Raw genomic sequence first — 19,463 nt, 5'->3', positions numbered from 1 at the left:
AGTGAGAAAGTCGAAAAAGACGCGCGACCAGATGCTGCACGAGCTACGCAACGCCTATGAAGGCGGCGCGAGTATCCGAAATCTGGTTGCCACTACCGGCAGGTCGTACGGCTCGATTCACAGCATGCTGCTGGAGTCGGGCACCACGATGCGCAGCCGGGGCGGGCCCAACCACACCTCGCGTTCCCGATAGACCCGCTGAGCGGGGCGAAGCGACGTAACGTCACTGCGATATTTCCCTCCCCTCAGTCGCAGTGCCGTTACGCTCGCGGCCCAGAATCGTTGCGGCGCACCGAATTCTCGACCAGGTCGAGGACCGCGGCCAGCCGCCGGGGATCCTCCCCGGACGCCAACCGCGCGACCAGTCCGTCGAGAACCAGTTCCAGGTAGCACTGCAACACGTCGCCGGGCACGTCGTCGCGCACCCGGTGCGCTTCCTTCTGCCGGCGCAGCCGATCGGTCGTCGCCGCCGCCAGTTCCGCGGAGCGCTCCGCCCAGCCGCGGCTGAACGCCGGGTCGTTGCGCAGCTTGCGCGCGATCTCCAGCCGGGTGGCCAGCCAGTCGTACTGGTCGGGCGCGGCAAGCATGTCGCGCATCACCTGGATCAGACCCTCGCGGGAAGCGACGTCGGCCATCCGCTCGGCGTCCTCGTGCGCCAGCGCGAAAAACAGGGCGTCCTTGTCCCGGAAGTGGTGGAAGATCGCGCCGCGCGACATCCCGATCGCCTGTTCCAGCCGCCGCACGGTGGCGCGGTCGTAGCCGTGTTCGGCAAAGCAACGGCGAGCGCCGTCGAGGATCTGACGGCGGCGAGCCGCCAGATGGTCCTCGCTGACTTTTGGCACGGGCCGGTCCGGGCTCAGCCGGACTTGAGCATGTTGCGCAGCACGAATTGCAGGATGCCGCCGTTGCGGTAGTAGTCGGCCTCGCCGGGCGTGTCGATGCGCACCACCGCGTCGAACTCGATTGGGTCGCCGCCGTCCTTGCTGGCCTTGACGTGCACCGTCTTGGGCGTCTTGCCGTCGTTGAGCGCCTCGATGCCGGTGATGTCGAAGACCTCGGTGCCGTCCAGCCCCAAGTCCTCCGCCGACTTGCCCTCGGGGAACTGCAGCGGGATGACTCCCATGCCGATCAGGTTGGAGCGGTGGATGCGCTCGAACGACTCGGCGATCACCGCCCGCACTCCCAGCAGCAGCGTGCCCTTGGCCGCCCAGTCCCGCGACGAGCCGGAGCCGTACTCCTTGCCGCCCAGCACCACCAGCGGAATATCTTGTGCCGCATAGTTTTGCGCCGCGTCGTAGATGAACGCCTGGGGGGCGCCGTCCTGGGTGAAGTCGCGGGTGTAGCCGCCGGCCACGTCGTCGAGCAGTTGATTGCGCAGCCGGATGTTGGCGAACGTGCCGCGGATCATCACCTCGTGGTTGCCGCGCCGCGAGCCGAAGGAGTTGTAGTCCTTGCGGTCCACGCCGTGCTCGTCGAGGTACTGCGCGGCCGGGGTGCCCGGCTTGATGCTGCCGGCGGGGGAGATGTGGTCGGTGGTCACCGAGTCACCCAGCAGCGCCAGCACCCGCGCGCCGCTGATGTCCTTGACCGGCTCGGGGTCGGCCGACATGCCCTCGAAATAGGGGGGCTTGCGCACGTAGGTCGAATCCTGGTCCCACTCAAAGGTATTGCCGCTCGGCGTGGGCAGGTTGCGCCACCGCTCGTCGCCCTTGAACACGTCGGCGTAGTTCTTGGTGAACATCTCGGAGTTGATCGCGGAGGCGATGGTGTCCGACACGTCCTTCTGCGACGGCCAGATGTCCTTGAGGAAGACGTCGTTGCCGTCCTTGTCCTGGCCCAGGGGCTCGGATTCGAAATCGAAGTCCATGGTCCCGGCCAGTGCGTAGGCGACCACCAGCGGCGGCGACGCGAGGTAGTTCATCTTCACGTCGGGGTTGATGCGCCCCTCGAAGTTGCGGTTGCCCGAGAGCACGGCCGCCACCGAGAGGTCGTTGTCGTTGATCGCCTTCGAGATCTCGTCGGGCAGCGGACCCGAGTTGCCGATGCAGGTGGTGCAGCCGTACCCGACCAGATAGAAGCCGAGCTTCTCCAAATACGGCCACAGGCCGGCCTTTTCGTAGTAGTCGCTGACCACCTGCGAGCCCGGCGCCATCGAGGTCTTCACCCACGGCTTGGCGGCCAGTCCCTTCTCGACGGCGTTGCGGGCCAGCAGCGCCGCGCCCAGCATCACCTCGGGGTTGGAGGTGTTGGTGCACGACGTGACCGCGGCGATCACCACCGCGCCGTGGTCGATCACGAACTCGCCGAGTTCCTCGGAGCGCACCGTCACCGGGGTGCTCACCCGTCCCTTGGCGTGCTTGGCGGCCGACTCCACCGGCTTGTGGTCGTCGGCGTGGCCGTTGTTCAGGGCGCCCGGGTCGCTGGCCGGGAACGTCTCGTCGACCATTTCGTCCAGCTTCGAGTAGTCCTTCTTGTCGGGGTCGTCGCCGACGTAGTCGCAAATCTGCTCGCGGAACGTGGATTTGGCGTCGGACAACGCGATTCGGTCCTGGGGGCGCTTGGGCCCGGCGATCGACGGCACCACGTCACCCAGGTTGAGCTCCAGGTATTCCGAGAACTCGGGCTCGTGCTTGGGGTCGTGCCACATGCCCTGCTCTTTGGCGTACGCCTCGACCAGCGCCAGCTGCTCGGGCTTGCGGCCGGTGAACTTCAGGTAGTCGATGGTTTCCTGGTCGATCGGGAATATCGCTGCGGTGGAACCGAATTCGGGGCTCATGTTGCCCAGGGTGGCGCGGTTGGCCAGCGGCACCTCGGCCACGCCCTCGCCGTAGAACTCGACGAACTTGCCGACCACGCCGTGGTTGCGCAGCATCTCGGTGACGGTCAGCACCACGTCGGTGGCCGTGACGCCGGCCTGAATCTCACCGGTCAGCTTGAAGCCGACGACGCGGGGGATCAGCATCGACACCGGCTGACCGAGCATCGCGGCCTCGGCCTCGATGCCACCCACGCCCCAGCCCAGGACGCCGAGGCCGTTGACCATCGTGGTGTGCGAGTCGGTGCCCACGACGGTGTCGGGGTAGGCCACCCCGTCGCGTTCCATCACCACACTCGCCAGGTATTCGATATTGACCTGGTGCACGATGCCGGTGCCCGGCGGCACGACCTTGAAGTCGTCGAACGCGCCCTGGCCCCAGCGCAGGAACTGGTAGCGCTCGCCGTTGCGCTCGTACTCGATCTCGACGTTGCGCTCGAATGCGTCGGCCCGGCCGAACAGGTCGGCGATCACCGAGTGGTCGATCACGAGATCGGCCGGCGCCAGCGGGTTGACCTTGTCCGCATCGCCGCCGAGGTCGCCGATCGCCTCGCGCATGGTTGCCAGGTCGACGATGCAGGGCACACCGGTGAAGTCCTGCATCACCACGCGCGCCGGCGTGTACTGGATCTCAATGCTGGGCTCCGCCTTGGGATCCCAGTTCGCGATGGCCTCGATGTGGTCCTTGGTGATGTTGCTGCCGTCCTCGTTGCGCAGCAGGTTCTCGGCGAGGACTTTGAGGCTGTAGGGGAGTTTCTCCGTGTTGGGGACGGCGTCCAGGCGATAGATCTGGTAACTCTTGTCGCCGACCTTGAGGGTGTCGCGGGCATCGAATGAGTTCACAGAATCAGTCACTTCAACTCCCAAGATTTAGTTCTTCCGCCGACGGGCCGTGTCGGCGGTGCGGTGCCACTTTAACAGTACGCTTGTCCTGTATTAGAGCGGGCCCCGTATTTCCAGTCTTGTCGCGAGCGGCGCGCGTTTAAACCCCCTGAGGCCAAGTCGCGTACGGTGCCTGTAGCACGGGGCTAGCAGCGGCAGGAGGGACGCGATGACTTTTTTCTTGCAGCCGGTACTGCCGCTTTATATCCCGCAGGACGTCGACATGGCGGCGGTCAAGGCTCAGGTCGCGGCGACGGGGGTCAGCGCGCCACCGGATGCGGTACCGGCACTGCTCGGCATCGTCAACCAGGCGCACGCCGAGGGCATCAACCTCAAGATCGTCCTGCTCGACCACAACCCTCCCAACGACACGCCCCTGCGCGACATCTCCACCGTGGTCGGCGCCGACTACCACGACGTCACGGTCCTCACGCTCAGCCCGAGCTACGTCGGCAGCTACAGCACGCACTTCCCCCGGGTGACGCTGGAGGCCGGCGAGGATATCGCCAAGACCGGCAATCCCACGGTCTCGGCGCAACATTTTTTGAATGAGCTGCACGGCCCCGAATTCCCCTGGACCGGCTTGACGATCGCCTTGCTGATCGGGGTGCTGGCCGCGGCCGTCGGCACCAGGCTGCTGCAGCGGCGCGCGAAGCGCTCAGCAACGTCGCCCCAAGCGGACGATCCTCACCCGGAAGAGCCCAGTCAGGGCGCTTAACCCGCGTTTCCGGCTCGGCCCGGAATTCATGAGCGCGGCCTGCGCGTCTACGCGGCAAACACGGCAGGTCACTGTTCGGTCACAGTAAACGCACTTCCCGAGTGCAGTTTGTTGCTTGCGTTTCCATAGCGTGCGGTGTGACGTACGGTGCAAATGATGCTCTTGTTGTCTTTGGCGCTTTCCGAGAAGTCTGTGATTTGCGTCGCCTGTCCGCGCTAAGCCATAGGAGACCGAGTCGAATGACACGCACCCCCCGTGGCTTCTCCGTGCGACCACTCGCCAGGCTGCTCCGGCCGGTCGTCCCGTCGGTCGTCTGTGTCGCGCTGTTGGTCTGCACCCCGGGTCTGGCAAACGGCGATCCCAACGCCGACAAATTGGCCGCGCTGATCGCGAACGTCGCCAAGGCCAACCAGCGCATGCAAGACCTCAGCGCCGAAATCCAGACCGCGCAGGAAAGCGTCAACAAGGCTCTGGTCGACGTGGAGACGGCGCGGGACAACGAGACCGCCGCCCAACACGACCTCGACGCCAGTCAGCAGGGGGTCAAAGACGCCAATGCGGCGATCGCCGCGGCGCAGCACCGCTTCAATACCTTTGCGGCGGCCACCTATATGAATGGGCCGTCGGGCGCCTACCTGACCGCGACCAGCCCCGAAGACATCATCTCCACCGAAACGGCGGCGAGGACCCTGACCGCGAGTTCGCAAGCGGTGATGGACAACCTGCAGCGGACCAGGACCGATCAGGTCAACAAGGAGTCGGCGGCGCGGCTGGCCAAACAGAAGGCGGACAAGGCCGCGGCCGATGCGAAGGCCAGCCAGGACGCCGCGGTGGCCGCGCTCACCGACTCGAAGCGCAAGTTCGACGAACAGCGCGCGGAGGCCAGTCGACTGGCGGCCGAGCGCGATGAGGCGCAGGCCAAACTCCAGCAGGCCAGGCTCGAGGCCGCTCATTGGTCGGCAGGGGCGGGCGGGCCCGGAGTCCCGGCGTCCGGCGACCGATGGGACCCCGGTGCACCGGGCGGTGCGCCGCCCGTCGGCGGACGGCAGTGGGACGGCTGGGATCCGACGCTGCCGATGATCCCCAGCGCCAACGTCCCCGGCGACCCGATCGCGGTCATCAACCAGGTTCTCGGCATCTCGGCGACCTCGACGCAGGTCACCGCCGGCATGGGGCGCAGCTTCCTGCAGCAGCTGGGCATCCTCAAGCCCGACGACACCGGCATCACCAACGCCACCCCGAACGGCACCAGCCGCATCCCGCGGGTGTACGGGCGGCAGGCCACCGAGTACGTGATCCGCCGCGGCATGTCGCAGATCGGCGTGCCCTATTCCTGGGGTGGTGGCAACGCCGCCGGGCCCAGCAAGGGAATCGACTCCGGCGCCGGGATCACCGGCTTCGACTGTTCGGGTTTGGTCTTGTATTCGTTCGCCGGCGTCGGCATCAAGCTGCCGCACTACTCGGGTTCGCAGTACAACCTGGGCCGCAAAATCCCGTCGTCACAGATGCGCCGCGGCGACGTCATCTTCTACGGCCCCGGCGGCAGCCAGCACGTGACGATCTATCTCGGCGACGGCCAGATGCTCGAGGCGCCCGACATCGGCCTGAAGGTGCGCGTCGCGCCCGTGCGCACCAGCGGCATGACGCCCTACGTGGTCCGCTACATCGATTGGTGACGAGGAGCTATGCGGCATAAGCGTTTTCGCGCAATCAACTTGGCTTCCATGCTGGGGGTGCTCCCCGCGGTGGTGACCGGGCTGATGTTGTCTGTCGCCGCGCCCGCTCCCTTGGCTAGCGCCGATCCCGGCCAGTGGGACCCCACCCTGCCCGCCACCATCAGTGCCGGCGCGCCGGGAGATCCGCTCGCCGTCGCCAACCAGTCGCTGGCGGCCACGGCCCAGGCCACCCAGACCACGCTGGATCTGGGCAAGCAATTTCTCGGCACGCTGGGGATCAACCTTGGCGGCGATCCCGCTCCGTCCGCCGCGCCCCCCACCAACCCCGGCGGCAAGATCCCGCGGGTCTACGGCCGGCAGGCCATCGAATACGTGATCAAGCGCATGGGCTCACAGATGGGCGTGCCCTACTCGTGGGGCGGCGGCTCGCTGGACGGCCCCAGCAAGGGCGTGGGCGACGGCGCCAACATCAACGGCTTCGACTGCTCGGGCCTGATGCGTTACGGCTTCGCCGGGGTCGGCGTGCTGATCCCACGGTTCTCGGGTGACCAGTACAACGCCGGGCGCCACATTCCGCCCAGCGAGGCCAGGCGCGGCGACCTGATCTTCTACGGCCCCGGCGGCGGCCAGCACGTCACCATGTACCTGGGCAACGGCCAGATGCTCGAGGCTTCCAGCCTCGCCGGCAAAGTGACGGTCAGCCCGGTTCGTACCCCCGGGATGACGCCGTTCCTGACTAGGATCATCGAGTACTGATCGCGGGGCCAGCGAGCCATCGGCTGGGCGAGCGTCGACGGGAACCGGCAGGCCTGGAATAGTTGGACGAGGGCACGTCGCTGCCCGGCAGTCGTGTCCGATTGAACGTGGAGGGTTCTTGATGACATCAGCAGGTGGGCCGCCCCCGGGCGCCAGCGGTTACTCGGGCCAGGGCGGGCAATCCGGCTCACCGGCCCATCAGGCGCCCTCGAGCGGCGGCGCCGACGGACTGGCCGCCGAGGTACACACGCTCGAACGCGCCATCTTCGAGGTCAAGCGGATCATCGTCGGCCAGGACCAGCTGGTGGAGCGAATGCTGGTCGGCCTGCTGTCCAAGGGGCATGTGCTGCTCGAGGGTGTTCCCGGCGTGGCCAAGACGCTGGCCGTGGAGACGTTCGCGCGCGTGGTCGGCGGGACGTTCGCCCGCATCCAGTTCACGCCCGACCTGGTGCCCACCGACATCATCGGTACCCGCATCTACCGGCAGGGCAAGGAGGAGTTCGACACCGAGCTCGGTCCGGTGGTGGTCAACTTCCTGCTCGCCGACGAGATCAACCGCGCGCCGGCGAAGGTGCAGTCGGCGCTGTTGGAGGTCATGCAGGAGCGCCACGTGTCGATCGGCGGCAAGACCTTCCCGCTGCCCAACCCGTTCCTGGTGATGGCCACGCAGAACCCGATCGAGCACGAGGGCGTCTACCCGCTGCCCGAGGCCCAGCGGGACCGCTTCCTGTTCAAGATCAACGTCGGCTACCCGTCGGCCGAAGAGGAGCGGGAGATCATCTACCGGATGGGGGTGAGCCCGCCGCAGCCCAAACAGATTCTGAATACGGGCGACCTGGTGCGGCTGCAGGAGATCGCGGCTAATGTCTTCGTCCATCACGCGCTGGTCGACTATGTGGTGCGCGTCGTGATGGCCACCCGTTACCCCGAGCAGCTGGGGATGAACGACGTGAAGACCTGGGTCGCTTTCGGGGCGTCCCCGCGTGCGTCGCTGGGCATCATCGCCGGCGCGCGCTCGCTGGCGCTGGTGCGCGGCCGCGACTACGTGATCCCGCAGGACGTCGTCGAGGTCATTCCCGACGTGCTGCGGCACCGGTTGGTGCTGACCTACGATGCGCTCGCCGACGAGATCTCGCCGGAGATCGTGATCAACCGCGTCCTGCAGACCGTCGCCCTGCCGCAGGTGAATGCCGTTCCCCAGCAAGGTCATTCGGTGCCTCCGGTGATGCAGACCGTGGCGGCTAGCGGTCGGTGACCGATCCCAAACCGACGCGCGCGGTCGTCCACCCGCCGTCATTCGAGCGCGGGCAGATAGACGACCCGAAGCTGGCGGCGGCGCTGCGCAACCTCGAGCTGACCGTCAAGCGCAAGCTCGACGGTGTCCTGCACGGCGACCATCTCGGCCTGATTCCGGGACCGGGGTCGGAGCCGGGGGAGTCGCGGGAGTACCAGCCCGGCGACGACGTCCGGCGGATGGACTGGGCCGTCACGGCCCGCACCACGCACCCGCACGTCCGCCAGATGATCGCCGACCGCGAACTGGAGACCTGGTTGGTGATCGACATGTCGGCCAGCCTGGACTTCGGCACCACGGTCTGCGAAAAACGCGACCTGGCGGTGGCGGCCGCGGCGGCCATCACGTTCCTCAACAGCGGCGGCGGCAACCGGATCGGTGCGATCGTCGCCACCGGCGCGACCATCACCCGGGTGCCGGCCCGCTCGGGACGCCAGCACGAGCAGACGCTGTTGCGGACGATCGCGACGACGCCCAAGGCGCCCGTCGGGGTCCGGGGGGATCTGGCGACCGCGATCGACGCGCTGCGCCGGCCGGAACGCCGTCGTGGAATGGCGGTGATCATCAGCGACTTCCTCGGCCCGATCAATTGGATGCGCCCGCTGCGGGCGATCGCGGCCCGCCACGAGGTGCTCGCGATCGAGGTGCTCGATCCCCGCGATGTCGAACTGCCCGACGTCGGTGATGTCGTGCTGCAGGACGCCGAAACCGGGGTCACCCGCGAATTCACGATCGACGCCCAGCTGCGCGACGACTTCGCCAAGGCGGCCGAGGCGCATCGCACCGAGGTGTCTCGCACGATTCGTGGTTGCGGCGCACCGGTTTTGACGCTTCGCACCGACCGGGACTGGATCGCCGACATCGTTCGCTTCGTCGAGTCCCGCCGGCGCGGGGCGATGGCGGGCCGCCAGTGACGCTGCCGCTGTTCGGCCCGATGTCGTTGTCCGGCTTCGAACACGCGTGGTTTTTCCTGTTCTTTTTCGTGGTCTTCGGCCTGGCCGCGCTGTATGTCCTGATGCAGTTGGCGCGGCAGCGCCGCATGCTGCGGTTCGCCAACATGGAGCTGCTGGAAAGCGTCGCCCCGAAGCGGCCCGCCAAGTGGCGGCACGTGCCGGCGATCCTGCTGGTGGCGTCGCTGGTGCTGTTCACCATCGCGATGGCGGGGCCGACGAACGACGTCCGGATCCCGCGCAACCGCGCGGTGGTGATGCTGGTGATCGACGTGTCGCAGTCCATGCGGGCCACCGACGTGCAGCCCAACCGGATGGCGGCCGCGCAGGAGGCGGCTAAGCAATTCGCCGACGAGCTGACGCCGGGGATCAACCTGGGGCTGATCGAATATGCCGGGACCGCGACGGTGTTGGTGCAACCGACGACCAACCGGGAGGCGACCAAGATCGGGCTGGACAAGCTGCAGTTCGCCGACCGCACCGCCACGGGAGAGGGCATCTTCACCGCGCTGCAGGCCATCGCGACGGTCGGCGCGGTGATCGGGGGCGGGGACAAACCGCCGCCGGCGCGCATCGTGCTGTTCTCCGACGGCAAGGAGACGATGCCGACCAACCCGGACAATCCGAAGGGCGCCTTCACCGCCGCGCGCACCGCCAAGGATCAGGGCGTGCCGATCTCGACGATCTCCTTCGGCACCCCGTACGGCTTCGTCGAGATCAACGACCAGCGCCAGCCGGTGCCCGTCGACGACTCCACGATGAAAAAGGTCGCCGAGCTATCCGGCGGAAGTTGGTACAACGCGGGCAGCTTGGAGGAACTGAAGTCCGTGTACGCGACGCTGCAGCAGCAGATCGGCTACGAGACGATCAAGGGCGACGCGAGCGTGGGCTGGGTGCGGCTGGGTGCGCTGGTGCTGGCATTGGCCGCGCTGGCGGCGCTGCTGATCAACCGCCGGCTGCCCACCTGACTTTGCCGCGCCGTGTGTCGCCTCGATTTCGCCGAGCGTGAAGCCACGGCGAAAATTCGGGCCGGATTTCGCCGTAGCTTCACGTTCGGCAGCCCGGCCAGCCGATTTCGGGCGTGCCGCGGTGAGACGCTAAGTTGGCCGGGTGACTGACACAGCCACTGGGAAGGCCACCGAGATCGCCGCCGAGGGCGGCAAACCCGCATTCGTATCCCGTTCCGTCCTGGTGACGGGCGGAAACCGGGGGATCGGTCTTGCCATCGCACAGCGGCTGGCCGCCGACGGCCACAAGGTGGCCGTCACGCACCGCGGATCCGGGGCGCCCGAGGGACTGTTCGGCGTCGAGTGCGACGTCACCGACAACGACGCCGTCGATCGCGCCTTCAAAGAGGTCGAGGAGCACCAGGGCGCGATCGAGGTGCTGGTGTCCAACGCCGGCATCTCCAAGGACGCGTTCCTCATCCGGATGACCGAGGAGCGGTTCGAAGAGGTCATCAACACCAACCTCACCGGGGCGTTCCGGGTGACCCAGCGCGCGGCGCGCAGCATGCAGAAAAAGCGGTTCGGCCGGATCATCTACATCGGCTCGGTGTCCGGCAGCTGGGGCATCGGCAACCAGTCCAACTACGCGGCCGCCAAGGCCGGGCTGATCGGCATGGCCCGCTCGATCTCCCGGGAGCTGTCCAAGGCCGGGGTGACCGCGAATGTGGTTGCCCCGGGCTACATCGACACCGAGATGACCCGCGCGCTGGACGAGCGGATCCAGGCGGGCGCGCTCGAGTTCATCCCCGCGAAGCGCGTCGGCACCGCCGCCGAGGTGGCCGGGGTGGTCAGCTTCCTCGCGTCCGAGGACGCGAGCTACATCGCCGGTGCGGTCATCCCGGTCGACGGCGGCATGGGCATGGGCCACTGAGGCCCCGGATATAAGGACGGACATGACAGGACTGCTCGAAGGCAAACGGGTTCTCGTCTCCGGGATCATCACCGACTCGTCGATCGCGTTCCACATCGCAAAGGCGGCACAAGAGGCGGGGGCGCAGCTGGTGCTGACCGGATTCGACCGGTTGCGGCTGATCCAGCGCATCGCCGACCGGCTTCCGGAGAAGGCCCCGCTGATCGAACTCGACGTGCAGAACCAGGAGCACCTGGACAGCCTGGCCGAACGGGTGACGGCGGAAATCGGCGAGGGCAACAAGCTCGACGGTGTCGTGCATTCGATCGGGTTCATGCCGCAGACCGGCATGGGCATCAACCCGTTCTTCGACGCACCCTACGAGGATGTCTCCAAGGGCATCCACATCTCCGCGTACTCGTACGCGTCGCTGGCCAAGGCGCTGCTGCCGATCATGAACCCCGGCGGCTCCATTGTCGGTATGGACTTCGACCCGACCCGGGCGATGCCGGCCTATAACTGGATGACGGTCGCCAAGAGCGCGCTGGAATCGGTCAACAGGTTCGTGGCGCGTGAGGCCGGCAAGTTCGGTGTGCGGTCCAATCTCGTTGCCGCGGGCCCGATCCGGACGCTCGCGATGAGCGCGATCGTGGGCGGAGCGCTGGGCGAGGAGGCCGGCGCCCAGATGCAGCTGCTGGAAGAGGGCTGGGACCAGCGCGCCCCGATCGGCTGGAACATGAAGGATCCGACGCCCGTCGCCAAGACGGTCTGCGCGCTGCTGTCCGATTGGCTGCCGGCGACCACCGGAACCGTCATCTACGCCGACGGCGGCGCCAGCACCCAATTGCTCTAGACGGCAATGGAATTCGACGCGGTCCTGCTGCTGTCGTTCGGCGGACCGGAGGGGCCGGAGCAGGTCCGGCCATTCCTGGAGAATGTCACCCGGGGCCGGAATGTGCCGCCCGAGCGGCTGGACGACGTCGCAGAGCATTACCTGCATTTCGGTGGGGTATCGCCGATCAACGGCATCAACCGGGCGCTGATCGCGCAGCTTCAGGCCGAACAGGACCTGCCGGTCTATTTCGGCAACCGCAATTGGGAACCCTATGTCGAAGAGTCCGTTGCAACGATGCGGGACAACGGTATTCGTCGTGCGGCGGTGTTCACGACGTCGGCGTGGAGCGGTTACTCCAGTTGCACGCAGTATGTGGAGGACATTGCGCGGGCGCGGCGGGTCACCGGCCCGGAGGCGCCCGAGTTGGTGAAGCTGCGGCCGTACTTCGACCATCCCCTTTTCGTCGAGATGTTCGCCGACGCCATCGCGGCCGCCGCCGACACCCTGCCCGCCGGGCTACGCGACGACGCGCGGCTGGTGTTCACCGCACATTCGGTCCCGGTGGCCGCCGACCAGCGCTGCGGCCCGCAGCTCTACAGCCGCCAAGTCGCTTACGCCGCAAGGCTGGTCGCGGCGGCCGCCGGATACAGCGAGTACGACCTGGCGTGGCAGTCCCGATCGGGCCCGCCCGAGGTGCCGTGGCTGGAACCCGATGTCGCCGACCATCTCACGATGCTGGCCACCGCGGGTGCCGGGGCCGTCGTCGTCTGCCCGATCGGGTTCGTCTCCGATCACATCGAGGTGGTGTGGGATCTCGACCGGGAGTTGCGATCACAAGCCGAGGCGACGGGGATGGCGTTCGCCCGCGCCACGACACCGAACGCCGATCGGCGATTCGCCCGGCTGGCCGCGGGTTTGATCGACGAACTGCGGTTCGACCGTGCGCCGGCCCGGGTGAGTGGGGCCGATCCGGTGCCCGGGTGCCTCGCCAGCGTGAACGGCGAGCCGTGCCGTCCGCCGCATTGCGTTGCGGCCGAATACGGTTAGTCGTCCCAGGCCGAGTGCAGGATCGCGGTAACCGCAGCAATCCGCGCGGAACGCACCACCGTGGTCAGCGGCCGCAGCGCATCGCTTGCGATCCGGGCCTCGGACGACGACTGCGGCCCGGCGGCCCCGGGCGACCGGCTGAGCCCGGCACTGACGGCGATGATCGCGTCGACGTGCGCGGCGTTCTCCAGTACTCGCAACGCGCGTGACGGCGCATGGTCCGGAATCCGGTGTTGGCGGGTGGATTCCAGGAGCTGCTCGACAAGCCCGCGCGGATCGTCGACGTCGGCCGCGGCGGATCCCAGGCCGATGGTGCCCAGCGCATCGGCGGCCGACCGCACGGCCGACCGTAATCCGTATTCGGCGTCGCCCAGCTCGTGGTGGTCGAATACGGGTGCGCCGGGCAGCGAGTACACCGTCCAGGACAGTGCGGACAGTTCGGGGAGGGCCGGCTCACTGTCGACGGGGTCGTCCTCGGCATCGCCGTAGCGGAACTCGGGCACCAGGCCCACGGCCGTGGCGGCGTCGTCGGGGTTGCTGATGATCACCGCCTCGCGCGCGGTCAGGGCGTCGTGCTCGAACTGCGTGCCCGCGGCCAGCCCGCGCACGTCGCCGGGCACCGGCAAAACCAGGTTGATCGTTCCGCGCAACCCGCGCGGGGCAGCCGCCGACGTTGTCGGCCGGCCGACCGCGGCGCGCAGCGTCTGCAACAACGAGACCGTTCCGGCGTCGTGGACCTCGGGCCAGGGCAGCCCGGTGTGGCCCGCGGCCACGGCATCATACGCGGTAACCGATTGCTTTGGTGCCCATAGGGATAACGCGTCCAAAACGTCGTCGGGCGCGGCCCTGCCCGCGAGCCAGGCGTTGGCCCACACGGACAGGGAAACACTCGGACACCACATGATCTCGCAGTGTAGTTGTTTGGCCCGGCAAAGGCCGATCACGCGTATTCTGGCCGCATGGCGGTCGCTGTGATCTGGCTAATATTCGCGCTGGTGCTGGCCGGCGCGGAGGCGCTCAGCGGCCATATGTTCTTGCTGATGCTCGGCGGCGGTGCGCTGGCCGCGTCGGGAACCAGCTGGCTGACGGATGCGCCGCTCTGGGTCGACGGGGCCGTGTTCTTGATCGTGTCCGTGCTGCTGCTGGCGCTGGTGCGGCCGGCGCTGCGGCGGCGGCTGACACCCCCGGAGACCCTGCCGACGGGCATCAAGGCGCTGGAGGGCAAGAGTGCGCTGGTGCTCGATCGGATTGCCCGCGATGCGGGCCGGGTGAAACTTGACGGCCAGGTTTGGACGGCTCGCCCGCTCAACGACGGCGATGTGTACGAACCGGGCGAGTCGGTGACCGTCACGCACATCGACGGCGCTACGGCTGTGGTTTTCCGGAACGTGTAGCAAGTCGACATAGACGCTGCGAGAAACGCTGCGAGAGAAAGGAACTCCGGTGCAAGGTGGTGCGGTAGCTGGTTTGGTGTTGCTGGCCGTCCTGGTGATCTTCGCGATCATCGTGGTGGCCAAGTCGGTGGCGTTGATACCGCAGGCCGAAGCCGCGGTGATCGAACGGCTGGGTCGGTACAGCCGCACCGTCAGCGGACAGCTGACGTTGCTGGTGCCGTTCATCGACCGCGTCCGGGCGCGCGTGGACCTGCGCGAGCGGGTGGTGTCGTTCCCGCCGCAGCCGGTGATCACCGAGGACAACCTGACGTTGAACATCGACACCGTGGTCTACTTCCAGGTCACCGTTCCGCAGGCGGCGGTCTACGAGATCAGCAACTACATCGTCGGCGTCGAACAGCTCACCACGACCACGCTGCGCAACGTCGTCGGTGGCATGACCCTGGAGCAGACGCTGACCTCCCGTGACCAGATCAACGCCCAGCTGCGCGGCGTACTCGACGAGGCGACCGGCCGCTGGGGCCTGCGGGTAGCCCGGGTCGAACTGCGCAGCATCGACCCGCCGCCGTCGATTCAGGCCTCGATGGAAAAGCAGATGAAGGCCGACCGGGAGAAGCGGGCGATGATCCTGACCGCCGAGGGCATGCGCGAGTCGTCGATCAAGGAAGCGGAGGGCGCCAAGCAGGCCCAGATCCTGGCGGCCGAGGGCGCCAAGCAGGCCGCGATTCTGGCCGCCGAGGCCGAACGGCAGTCCCGGATGTTGCGCGCCCAGGGCGAGCGCGCCGCGGCGTACCTGCAGGCGCAGGGGCAGGCCAAGGCCATCGAGAAGACGTTCGCCGCGATCAAGGCCGGCAGGCCGACCCCGGAGATGCTGGCCTATCAGTACCTGCAGACGCTGCCGGAGATGGCGCGCGGTGAGGCCAACAAAGTGTGGGTGGTGCCCAGCGATTTCAGCGCGGCGTTGCAGGGGTTCACCAGGCTGCTGGGCACGCCGGGTCAGGACGGGGTGTTCCGGTTCGAGCCGTCGCCGGTCGACGACACGCCCAAGCATGCGTCCGACGACGACGCCGACGTCGCCGACTGGTTCTCGACCGACACCGACCCGGCGATCGCTCAGGCGGTCGCCAAGGCCGAGGCGATAGCCCGCCAGCCGGTGGACGGCCAACCGGGCACGGCACCGCCGGAGTTGACTCAATAGGATTGCCGGACGGGCGCTTTGGCTTCGCCGAAGGCCTAATCCAGACGCAACTCGACCATCGGCAGCGGCGTGTCGGTGTCGGTGATCCGTTCCCCGAGCGTGTCTTCGAGCACGGGCCGGAATCGCTCCCACGAACGCGGATGCCTGCCGCGGTAGGCGGCCAGCACCCGGTCGGTCTCGGCTTGGTCGAGGACCCGCGCGGTGGCGCGCCGCGGCGCATGGCTGCCGACGTATACCCGGACCCGCGGGTTGGCCTGAATGTTGCTGAACCACTGCGCTTTTCGGCCGAATCCGGAGGCGACGACGTAGACGTCGGCGGACGGGTGATCGACCACCTCCAACACGGCGTAGCGCGGCGCGCCGGACTTGCGGCCGATGTGTTCGAGCATCAGGATGCGCGAGCCGAACAACCCGCCCGCGCGGGCCCGATACATCCAGACCGGCGCGCGCACGAGCCGCCGCGATCGCAGCAGCCGGGCGCCGGTGCGGGCGAACAGGGATAGGGAGTGCGTTTCGGGCATGTTTCCATCCTTCCAGCGCCGGGCCGACGGCGTAGGCGCCGCGAGTTTCGGGTATGGACACCCTCGATGAACCGGAAAGCGGGTCGCCGCCCGACCTGGACGCGGAACGACGTTCGCGTCGCCGATAGGCGCGCGACGCATCGGTCGATCCAGGGCACGGCGATCGGCAACTTCATGGAGGCGTACGACTTCACCCTCTTCAGCCTGGTTGCCACGCTCCTCGCCGAGACGTTCTATCCCGGGGAAAGCTCCGGCGCGGGCAACTTGATCGCCACCTTCGGGACGATGACGGCGGGATTCGTCGTTCGGCCCCTCGGCGGGTTCATCTTCGGCCCGCTCGGCGATCGCATCGGGCGCAAGCCGGTCCTGGTGATGACGATCTCGCTGATGGCCGTGTGCGGGGCCGCCACCGGTGTACTGCCCGGATTCCACACGATCGGGGTCTGGGCACCCATCCTGCTCACGGTTATTCGCATCGGTCAGGGGCTGTCGTCGGGCGGGGAGTACGCGGGCGCCATGACGTTCATCGCCGAACACGCCCCGGATCACAAACGGGGGATGCTGGCCGGATTCCTGCCGGTGGGCACGCTCGCCGGCTTCGTCGTGGGCGCCACGCTGGTCACCGGGCTGCAGACCGCGCTGCCGAGCGCCGACATGCTGGCCTGGGGCTGGCGCATACCGTTTCTCCTGGCGGCACCGCTCGGCCTGATCGCGGTATACCTGCGCTCGCGGATCGACGAGTCGCCCGGATACGAGAAGGTGCACAAGGTCGCGTTGCCCATCTCCGTTCGCACCCAATTCGTGCTGACCGTCGTGCGGCAGTGGAAAGGGCTGCTGATCTGCCTTGGCGTGGAGCTCGCGGTCACCGACACCAGCTACATGGTCAGCGGGTACGTGCCGACCTACCTCAAGAAGACCGCCGGCGTCGGGGATACCGCGGCCCTAGTGATGGTCCTGGTGGTGCTGGCCGTCCTGACGATCGGCGTGCTGCTCGTCGCGATGCTGTCGGACCGCATCGGTGTCAAACCGCTGATGTGGACGGGATGTGGCCTGCTCATCGCGGTCTCGTTGCCGGCCTTCACGCTGATGCGGTTCGGCGGGGACTATCCGGCGAAGTTCACCGGCGTCGCACTCGTCGGCCTGCCCATGCTGTTCCTGAGCAGCCTCGAGCCGGCGATCCTGCCCGCGTTGTTTCCCACCCATGTGCGCTACGGCGCGGTTTCGATCGGATTCAACATCGCGGTGTCTGCCTTCGGCGGCACCACCCCGCTGCTCGCCCAGACGCTCGTCACGGGGACCGGAAACCCGATGATGCCCGCGTACATGCTCATGTTCGCGGGTCTCGTCGGCGCCGTCACCCTGATCTTCACCCCGGAGGTGGCCGGCAAGCCGCTGCTGGGCTCCGGGCCCTCGGTCGATCCCGACGAGTTTCGCGACCTCGTCGGATCGCCGCGGCCGGAATAGCGGCGTTACGCGTGCGGGAGCGGCGGCACGGGCGGCGCGGGGACCACCGCCGGCGCGGTGCTCGACACCGAGGGAGCCGGATACACGCAACCGGGCCCGCTCGACGACAGCGGCGGCGGATAGGGCGGCGGAGGCAGCTGCACCCGGACCGTCCAGACCAAGCCGGTCACCGCAAAGTCGGCGATCGCACCGATCACCAATCCGACCAGCCCGGCGCCGATTACCGCCGCGGAGGAAAACCGCCGTGGCGGGGGGTTATTCGAGTTCTCGGCGGTCATCTCGCTCCTTTTGTCACCGCGGTGAGGTTCCACTTGTCCAGCCAGGGCTGGACCAGCTCGGCGACGGAAAATTTGGCCGGGGCCGAGCACCCGGCGTCGGGTTTGGCGGGATTGAAACCGCGGATGTCGATGCCCACCGCGGTGGCGGTGCCGTCGCTTTGCATGAGATAGACGGGGCCGCCCGAATCGCCGCATTGGCCGGGCGCCGCAAACGTGACCTTGCTGTCGGTGACATCCAGGACCTGTCCACAGATGGCTTCGGCGGTGCTCATGCCGAACTTGCACACCTGCTGGCCGAATTGCAGTTCGCGCGCGACGCCGGATACGGGCAGCGAACCGGCGATGGCCGAGGCCTGCGGCACGACGTCGCCGTCGAGCATGATCAGCCCGATGTCGTGTTCTTCGCTGCGAACTCCCTCGCTGACCGTCCGCGCGAACACGCCAAACGTCGTGTAGGGGAGGATGCCCGCGAGATTCAACACCACCTTGCTGGGTTGGCCGGGCCTGTTGCAGTGACCGGCGGTGAGAACGCCGGTCTGACCTGCTCCGGTGCGCACCAAAAACCCTGCGGTGCAACCCATTCCGCCCGAACCGTCGGCGTACTCGACGTAGATGCCCACACCGGGGCCGATCGCACTGGCCGCGGGCAAGGCGATGGGTGATAGGGCCGGCGACGGGGGCGCTTGTCCTGGGTCGTCGGTCCTGGGCAGCAGGCACACGGCCGCCACCAGCGCGGCGGAGCTGAACAGGATGGCCAGCGTCAGCAGCGAGGTATGCATTCTGGGGCGCCGCGGCTTGATCCGGTTGAGTAGGACGGGCAGGGCTGCGACCGTCACGACACCACGGCCCCCCGGCTCGCGAGCTCGCGCGCGCAAACCCTCACCATCCAGTAGATCTTTCAGGCAACGGGCGGCACGTTCAATAGCGCCGGCCGGTCAGCTGACCGCGGCCGGCTCGGCGGCGGGCTCGTCGTGCGGTGCGCGCCGCGCAGCGCGGCGGTGGTGTTGGCGAAAGTGACGTATCTCGATGACCAGCCCGGTCAGCCCCAAAGCGCCCGTGCATACCGAAACCAGGTACAGCAACGAGCTCGGGTGCCCGGCGAGCGCGTCGCCGAGGATCACCACGGCGGTGGTACCGGGCAGCAGGCCGCCCAGCGTCGCCAGCGTGTAGGGCAGCGCCCGCACGGCGGACGCGCCTGCGGCGTAGTTGATTGCCGAAAACGGCACGGCCGGAATCAACCGCAACGACAGGACGGCCAGCCAGCCCCGCTGCCGCAGCCGTTCGTCCACCGTGTCGATCGAACGGTGGCGCACGAGGCGGTTCAGCCGCCAGCCGGCCGCGCGCACCAGATACAGCGCGATCACCGCGCTGCAGGTGCTGGCGACCACCGCGATCAGCACCCCCAGCACCGGGCCGAACAGCAGCCCGGCCGCCAGGGTGAAGGCCGTCCGGGGGACCGGCACGACGGTGGCCACGATGTGCGCGAGCAGGAACGCCAACGGGAACCACGGGCCCACCGATTCCGCCCAATCACGCATCTGCACCGGCGACGGCAGCGGAAGCCAGGTTGCCGCGGCGGCCAGCGCTGTGATACCGACCACTGTCGCCACCACACGCGGCCGGGAGAGCTGGCGGGCGGTGGCGCCGATCGCGCAGCCGAGATCTCGCAGCGTATCGGTGATTTTGCCGGTGGCGGGGGCCGTCACGCGTCCTAAGGTTACGGGGCCGAGGTGAATAACTCGTTTCCCGTGGCTGGCGTTTCGCCCCCGGCAAGCCCG

General features: G+C 67.9%; 19 protein-coding genes and 1 pseudogene. 13 read left to right on the top strand and 7 right to left on the bottom strand.

All coding sequences use genetic code 11. The annotated features are described in order from the left end of the window. The first annotated feature begins 1 nt into the window (after window position 1). Window positions 2–193: a helix-turn-helix domain-containing protein gene (locus A5745_RS08640; protein ID WP_076062898.1), complete on the top strand. Its 192-nt coding sequence runs from the start codon at window positions 2–4 to the stop codon at window positions 191–193. Window positions 194–260: 67 nt separating this feature from the next. Here the strand turns inward: A5745_RS08640 and A5745_RS08635 are convergent, their stop codons facing one another. Then, window positions 261–842: a TetR/AcrR family transcriptional regulator gene (locus A5745_RS08635; protein ID WP_076115746.1), complete on the bottom strand. Its 582-nt coding sequence runs from the start codon at window positions 840–842 to the stop codon at window positions 261–263. A 14-nt stretch (window positions 843–856) separates the two neighbouring features. Further along, entirely contained in the window at window positions 857–3,670 is a 2,814-nt protein-coding gene (locus A5745_RS08630) for an aconitate hydratase (RefSeq protein ID WP_076115745.1), read from the bottom strand. A gap of 196 nt (window positions 3,671–3,866) precedes the next feature. Here A5745_RS08630 and A5745_RS08625 point away from each other — a divergent pair, with 196 nt between their 5' ends. The 9 genes and pseudogenes from A5745_RS08625 (at window position 3,867) to A5745_RS08585 (ending at window position 12,861) form a co-directional block, all read left to right on the top strand. Continuing rightward, entirely contained in the window at window positions 3,867–4,415 is a 549-nt protein-coding gene (locus A5745_RS08625; RefSeq protein WP_076115744.1) for a DUF6676 family protein, read from the top strand. Window positions 4,416–4,654: 239 nt separating this feature from the next. Beyond that, window positions 4,655–6,091, top strand: a complete 1,437-nt coding sequence (ripA, locus tag A5745_RS08620; protein WP_076115743.1) for an NlpC/P60 family peptidoglycan endopeptidase RipA — start codon at window positions 4,655–4,657, stop codon at window positions 6,089–6,091. A gap of 9 nt (window positions 6,092–6,100) precedes the next feature. Next, window positions 6,101–6,847 (top strand): NlpC/P60 family peptidoglycan endopeptidase RipB, encoded by a 747-nt coding sequence (ripB, locus tag A5745_RS08615; RefSeq protein ID WP_076062888.1) that lies wholly within the window; start codon window positions 6,101–6,103, stop codon window positions 6,845–6,847. 121 nt (window positions 6,848–6,968) lie between these two features. Continuing rightward, complete coding sequence (locus A5745_RS08610) at window positions 6,969–8,102, top strand: MoxR family ATPase (protein ID WP_076062885.1); 1,134 nt, start codon at window positions 6,969–6,971, stop codon at window positions 8,100–8,102. Next, window positions 8,099–9,055, top strand: coding sequence for a DUF58 domain-containing protein (locus tag A5745_RS08605; RefSeq protein WP_076115742.1), 957 nt, complete (start codon window positions 8,099–8,101; stop codon window positions 9,053–9,055). Before A5745_RS08610 ends, A5745_RS08605 begins: the two co-directional genes overlap by 4 nt. Then, window positions 9,052–10,059: a VWA domain-containing protein gene (locus A5745_RS08600; RefSeq protein ID WP_076062882.1), complete on the top strand. Its 1,008-nt coding sequence runs from the start codon at window positions 9,052–9,054 to the stop codon at window positions 10,057–10,059. The genes A5745_RS08605 and A5745_RS08600 overlap by 4 nt, the downstream gene beginning before the upstream one ends. A gap of 142 nt (window positions 10,060–10,201) precedes the next feature. After that, complete coding sequence (gene fabG / locus A5745_RS08595; RefSeq protein ID WP_076062881.1) at window positions 10,202–10,969, top strand: beta-ketoacyl-ACP reductase; 768 nt, start codon at window positions 10,202–10,204, stop codon at window positions 10,967–10,969. Between the two features lie 22 nt (window positions 10,970–10,991). Beyond that, window positions 10,992–11,801, top strand: coding sequence for an NADH-dependent enoyl-ACP reductase InhA (inhA, locus tag A5745_RS08590; protein ID WP_076062879.1), 810 nt, complete (start codon window positions 10,992–10,994; stop codon window positions 11,799–11,801). Window positions 11,802–11,807: 6 nt separating this feature from the next. Further along, a pseudogene (locus A5745_RS08585) lies at window positions 11,808–12,861 on the top strand (ferrochelatase). Here A5745_RS08585 and A5745_RS08580 read toward each other — a convergent pair. After that, complete coding sequence (locus A5745_RS08580) at window positions 12,827–13,732, bottom strand: hypothetical protein (RefSeq protein WP_076062875.1); 906 nt, start codon at window positions 13,730–13,732, stop codon at window positions 12,827–12,829. The pseudogene A5745_RS08585 and the gene A5745_RS08580 sit on opposite strands and share 35 nt — an antisense overlap. 57 nt (window positions 13,733–13,789) lie before the next feature. Here A5745_RS08580 and A5745_RS08575 point away from each other — a divergent pair, with 57 nt between their 5' ends. Further along, the gene (locus A5745_RS08575) at window positions 13,790–14,224 is read left to right on the top strand and encodes an NfeD family protein (protein WP_076062873.1); all 435 of its coding nucleotides are present in this window, start codon (window positions 13,790–13,792) and stop codon (window positions 14,222–14,224) included. Between the two features lie 49 nt (window positions 14,225–14,273). After that, window positions 14,274–15,422 carry an SPFH domain-containing protein gene (locus tag A5745_RS08570; RefSeq protein ID WP_139329508.1) on the top strand — a complete coding sequence of 383 codons (1,149 nt, stop codon included), beginning with the start codon at window positions 14,274–14,276 and terminating at the stop codon, window positions 15,420–15,422. A gap of 35 nt (window positions 15,423–15,457) precedes the next feature. Here the strand turns inward: A5745_RS08570 and A5745_RS08565 are convergent, their stop codons facing one another. Continuing rightward, window positions 15,458–15,943, bottom strand: a complete 486-nt coding sequence (locus A5745_RS08565) for a nitroreductase family deazaflavin-dependent oxidoreductase (RefSeq protein WP_076062870.1) — start codon at window positions 15,941–15,943, stop codon at window positions 15,458–15,460. 66 nt (window positions 15,944–16,009) lie between these two features. Between A5745_RS08565 and A5745_RS08560 the strand changes: the two genes are divergently transcribed. Further along, window positions 16,010–17,407, top strand: coding sequence for an MFS transporter (locus tag A5745_RS08560; RefSeq protein WP_076115741.1), 1,398 nt, complete (start codon window positions 16,010–16,012; stop codon window positions 17,405–17,407). A 5-nt stretch (window positions 17,408–17,412) separates the two neighbouring features. On the opposite strand, the gene A5745_RS08555 is transcribed toward A5745_RS08560, so the two are convergent. The 3 genes from A5745_RS08555 to A5745_RS08545 form a co-directional block, all read right to left on the bottom strand. Continuing rightward, window positions 17,413–17,685 carry a hypothetical protein gene (locus tag A5745_RS08555; RefSeq protein WP_076115740.1) on the bottom strand — a complete coding sequence of 91 codons (273 nt, stop codon included), beginning with the start codon at window positions 17,683–17,685 and terminating at the stop codon, window positions 17,413–17,415. Further along, on the bottom strand, window positions 17,682–18,464 hold the full coding sequence (locus A5745_RS08550; protein ID WP_371336879.1) for a trypsin-like serine protease: 783 nt from the start codon (window positions 18,462–18,464) through the stop codon (window positions 17,682–17,684). Before A5745_RS08550 ends, A5745_RS08555 begins: the two co-directional genes overlap by 4 nt. 156 nt (window positions 18,465–18,620) lie before the next feature. Then, a complete protein-coding gene (locus A5745_RS08545) occupies window positions 18,621–19,391 on the bottom strand; it encodes a TVP38/TMEM64 family protein (RefSeq protein WP_076115739.1) in 771 nt (256 codons plus the stop codon). Window positions 19,392–19,463 lie beyond the last annotated feature (72 nt).

It is taken from the genome of Mycobacterium sp. IS-2888 (genome assembly GCF_001954215.1).
Classification (GTDB): Bacteria; Actinomycetota; Actinomycetes; order Mycobacteriales; family Mycobacteriaceae; genus Mycobacterium.
The sequence above is the reverse complement of the archived record's forward strand: the minus strand, read 5'-3'. Positions and strand labels throughout refer to the sequence as shown.

Bases quoted from the DNA above. Each gene is read 5' to 3' on its own strand.
- A5745_RS08565 (WP_076062870.1), bottom strand. From the start codon at position 15,943: ATGCCCGAAACGCACTCCCTATCCCTGTTCGCCCGCACCGGCGCCCGG.
- A5745_RS08610 (WP_076062885.1), top strand. From the start codon at position 6,969: ATGACATCAGCAGGTGGGCCGCCCCCGGGCGCCAGCGGTTACTCGGGC.
- A5745_RS08580 (WP_076062875.1), bottom strand. From the start codon at position 13,732: ATGTGGTGTCCGAGTGTTTCCCTGTCCGTGTGGGCCAACGCCTGGCTC.
- A5745_RS08550 (WP_371336879.1), bottom strand. From the start codon at position 18,464: ATGCATACCTCGCTGCTGACGCTGGCCATCCTGTTCAGCTCCGCCGCG.
- ripB (WP_076062888.1), top strand. From the start codon at position 6,101: ATGCGGCATAAGCGTTTTCGCGCAATCAACTTGGCTTCCATGCTGGGG.
- ripA (WP_076115743.1), top strand. From the start codon at position 4,655: ATGACACGCACCCCCCGTGGCTTCTCCGTGCGACCACTCGCCAGGCTG.
- A5745_RS08625 (WP_076115744.1), top strand. From the start codon at position 3,867: ATGACTTTTTTCTTGCAGCCGGTACTGCCGCTTTATATCCCGCAGGAC.
- inhA (WP_076062879.1), top strand. From the start codon at position 10,992: ATGACAGGACTGCTCGAAGGCAAACGGGTTCTCGTCTCCGGGATCATC.
- A5745_RS08555 (WP_076115740.1), bottom strand. From the start codon at position 17,685: ATGACCGCCGAGAACTCGAATAACCCCCCGCCACGGCGGTTTTCCTCC.
- A5745_RS08560 (WP_076115741.1), top strand. From the start codon at position 16,010: ATGAACCGGAAAGCGGGTCGCCGCCCGACCTGGACGCGGAACGACGTT.
- A5745_RS08575 (WP_076062873.1), top strand. From the start codon at position 13,790: ATGGCGGTCGCTGTGATCTGGCTAATATTCGCGCTGGTGCTGGCCGGC.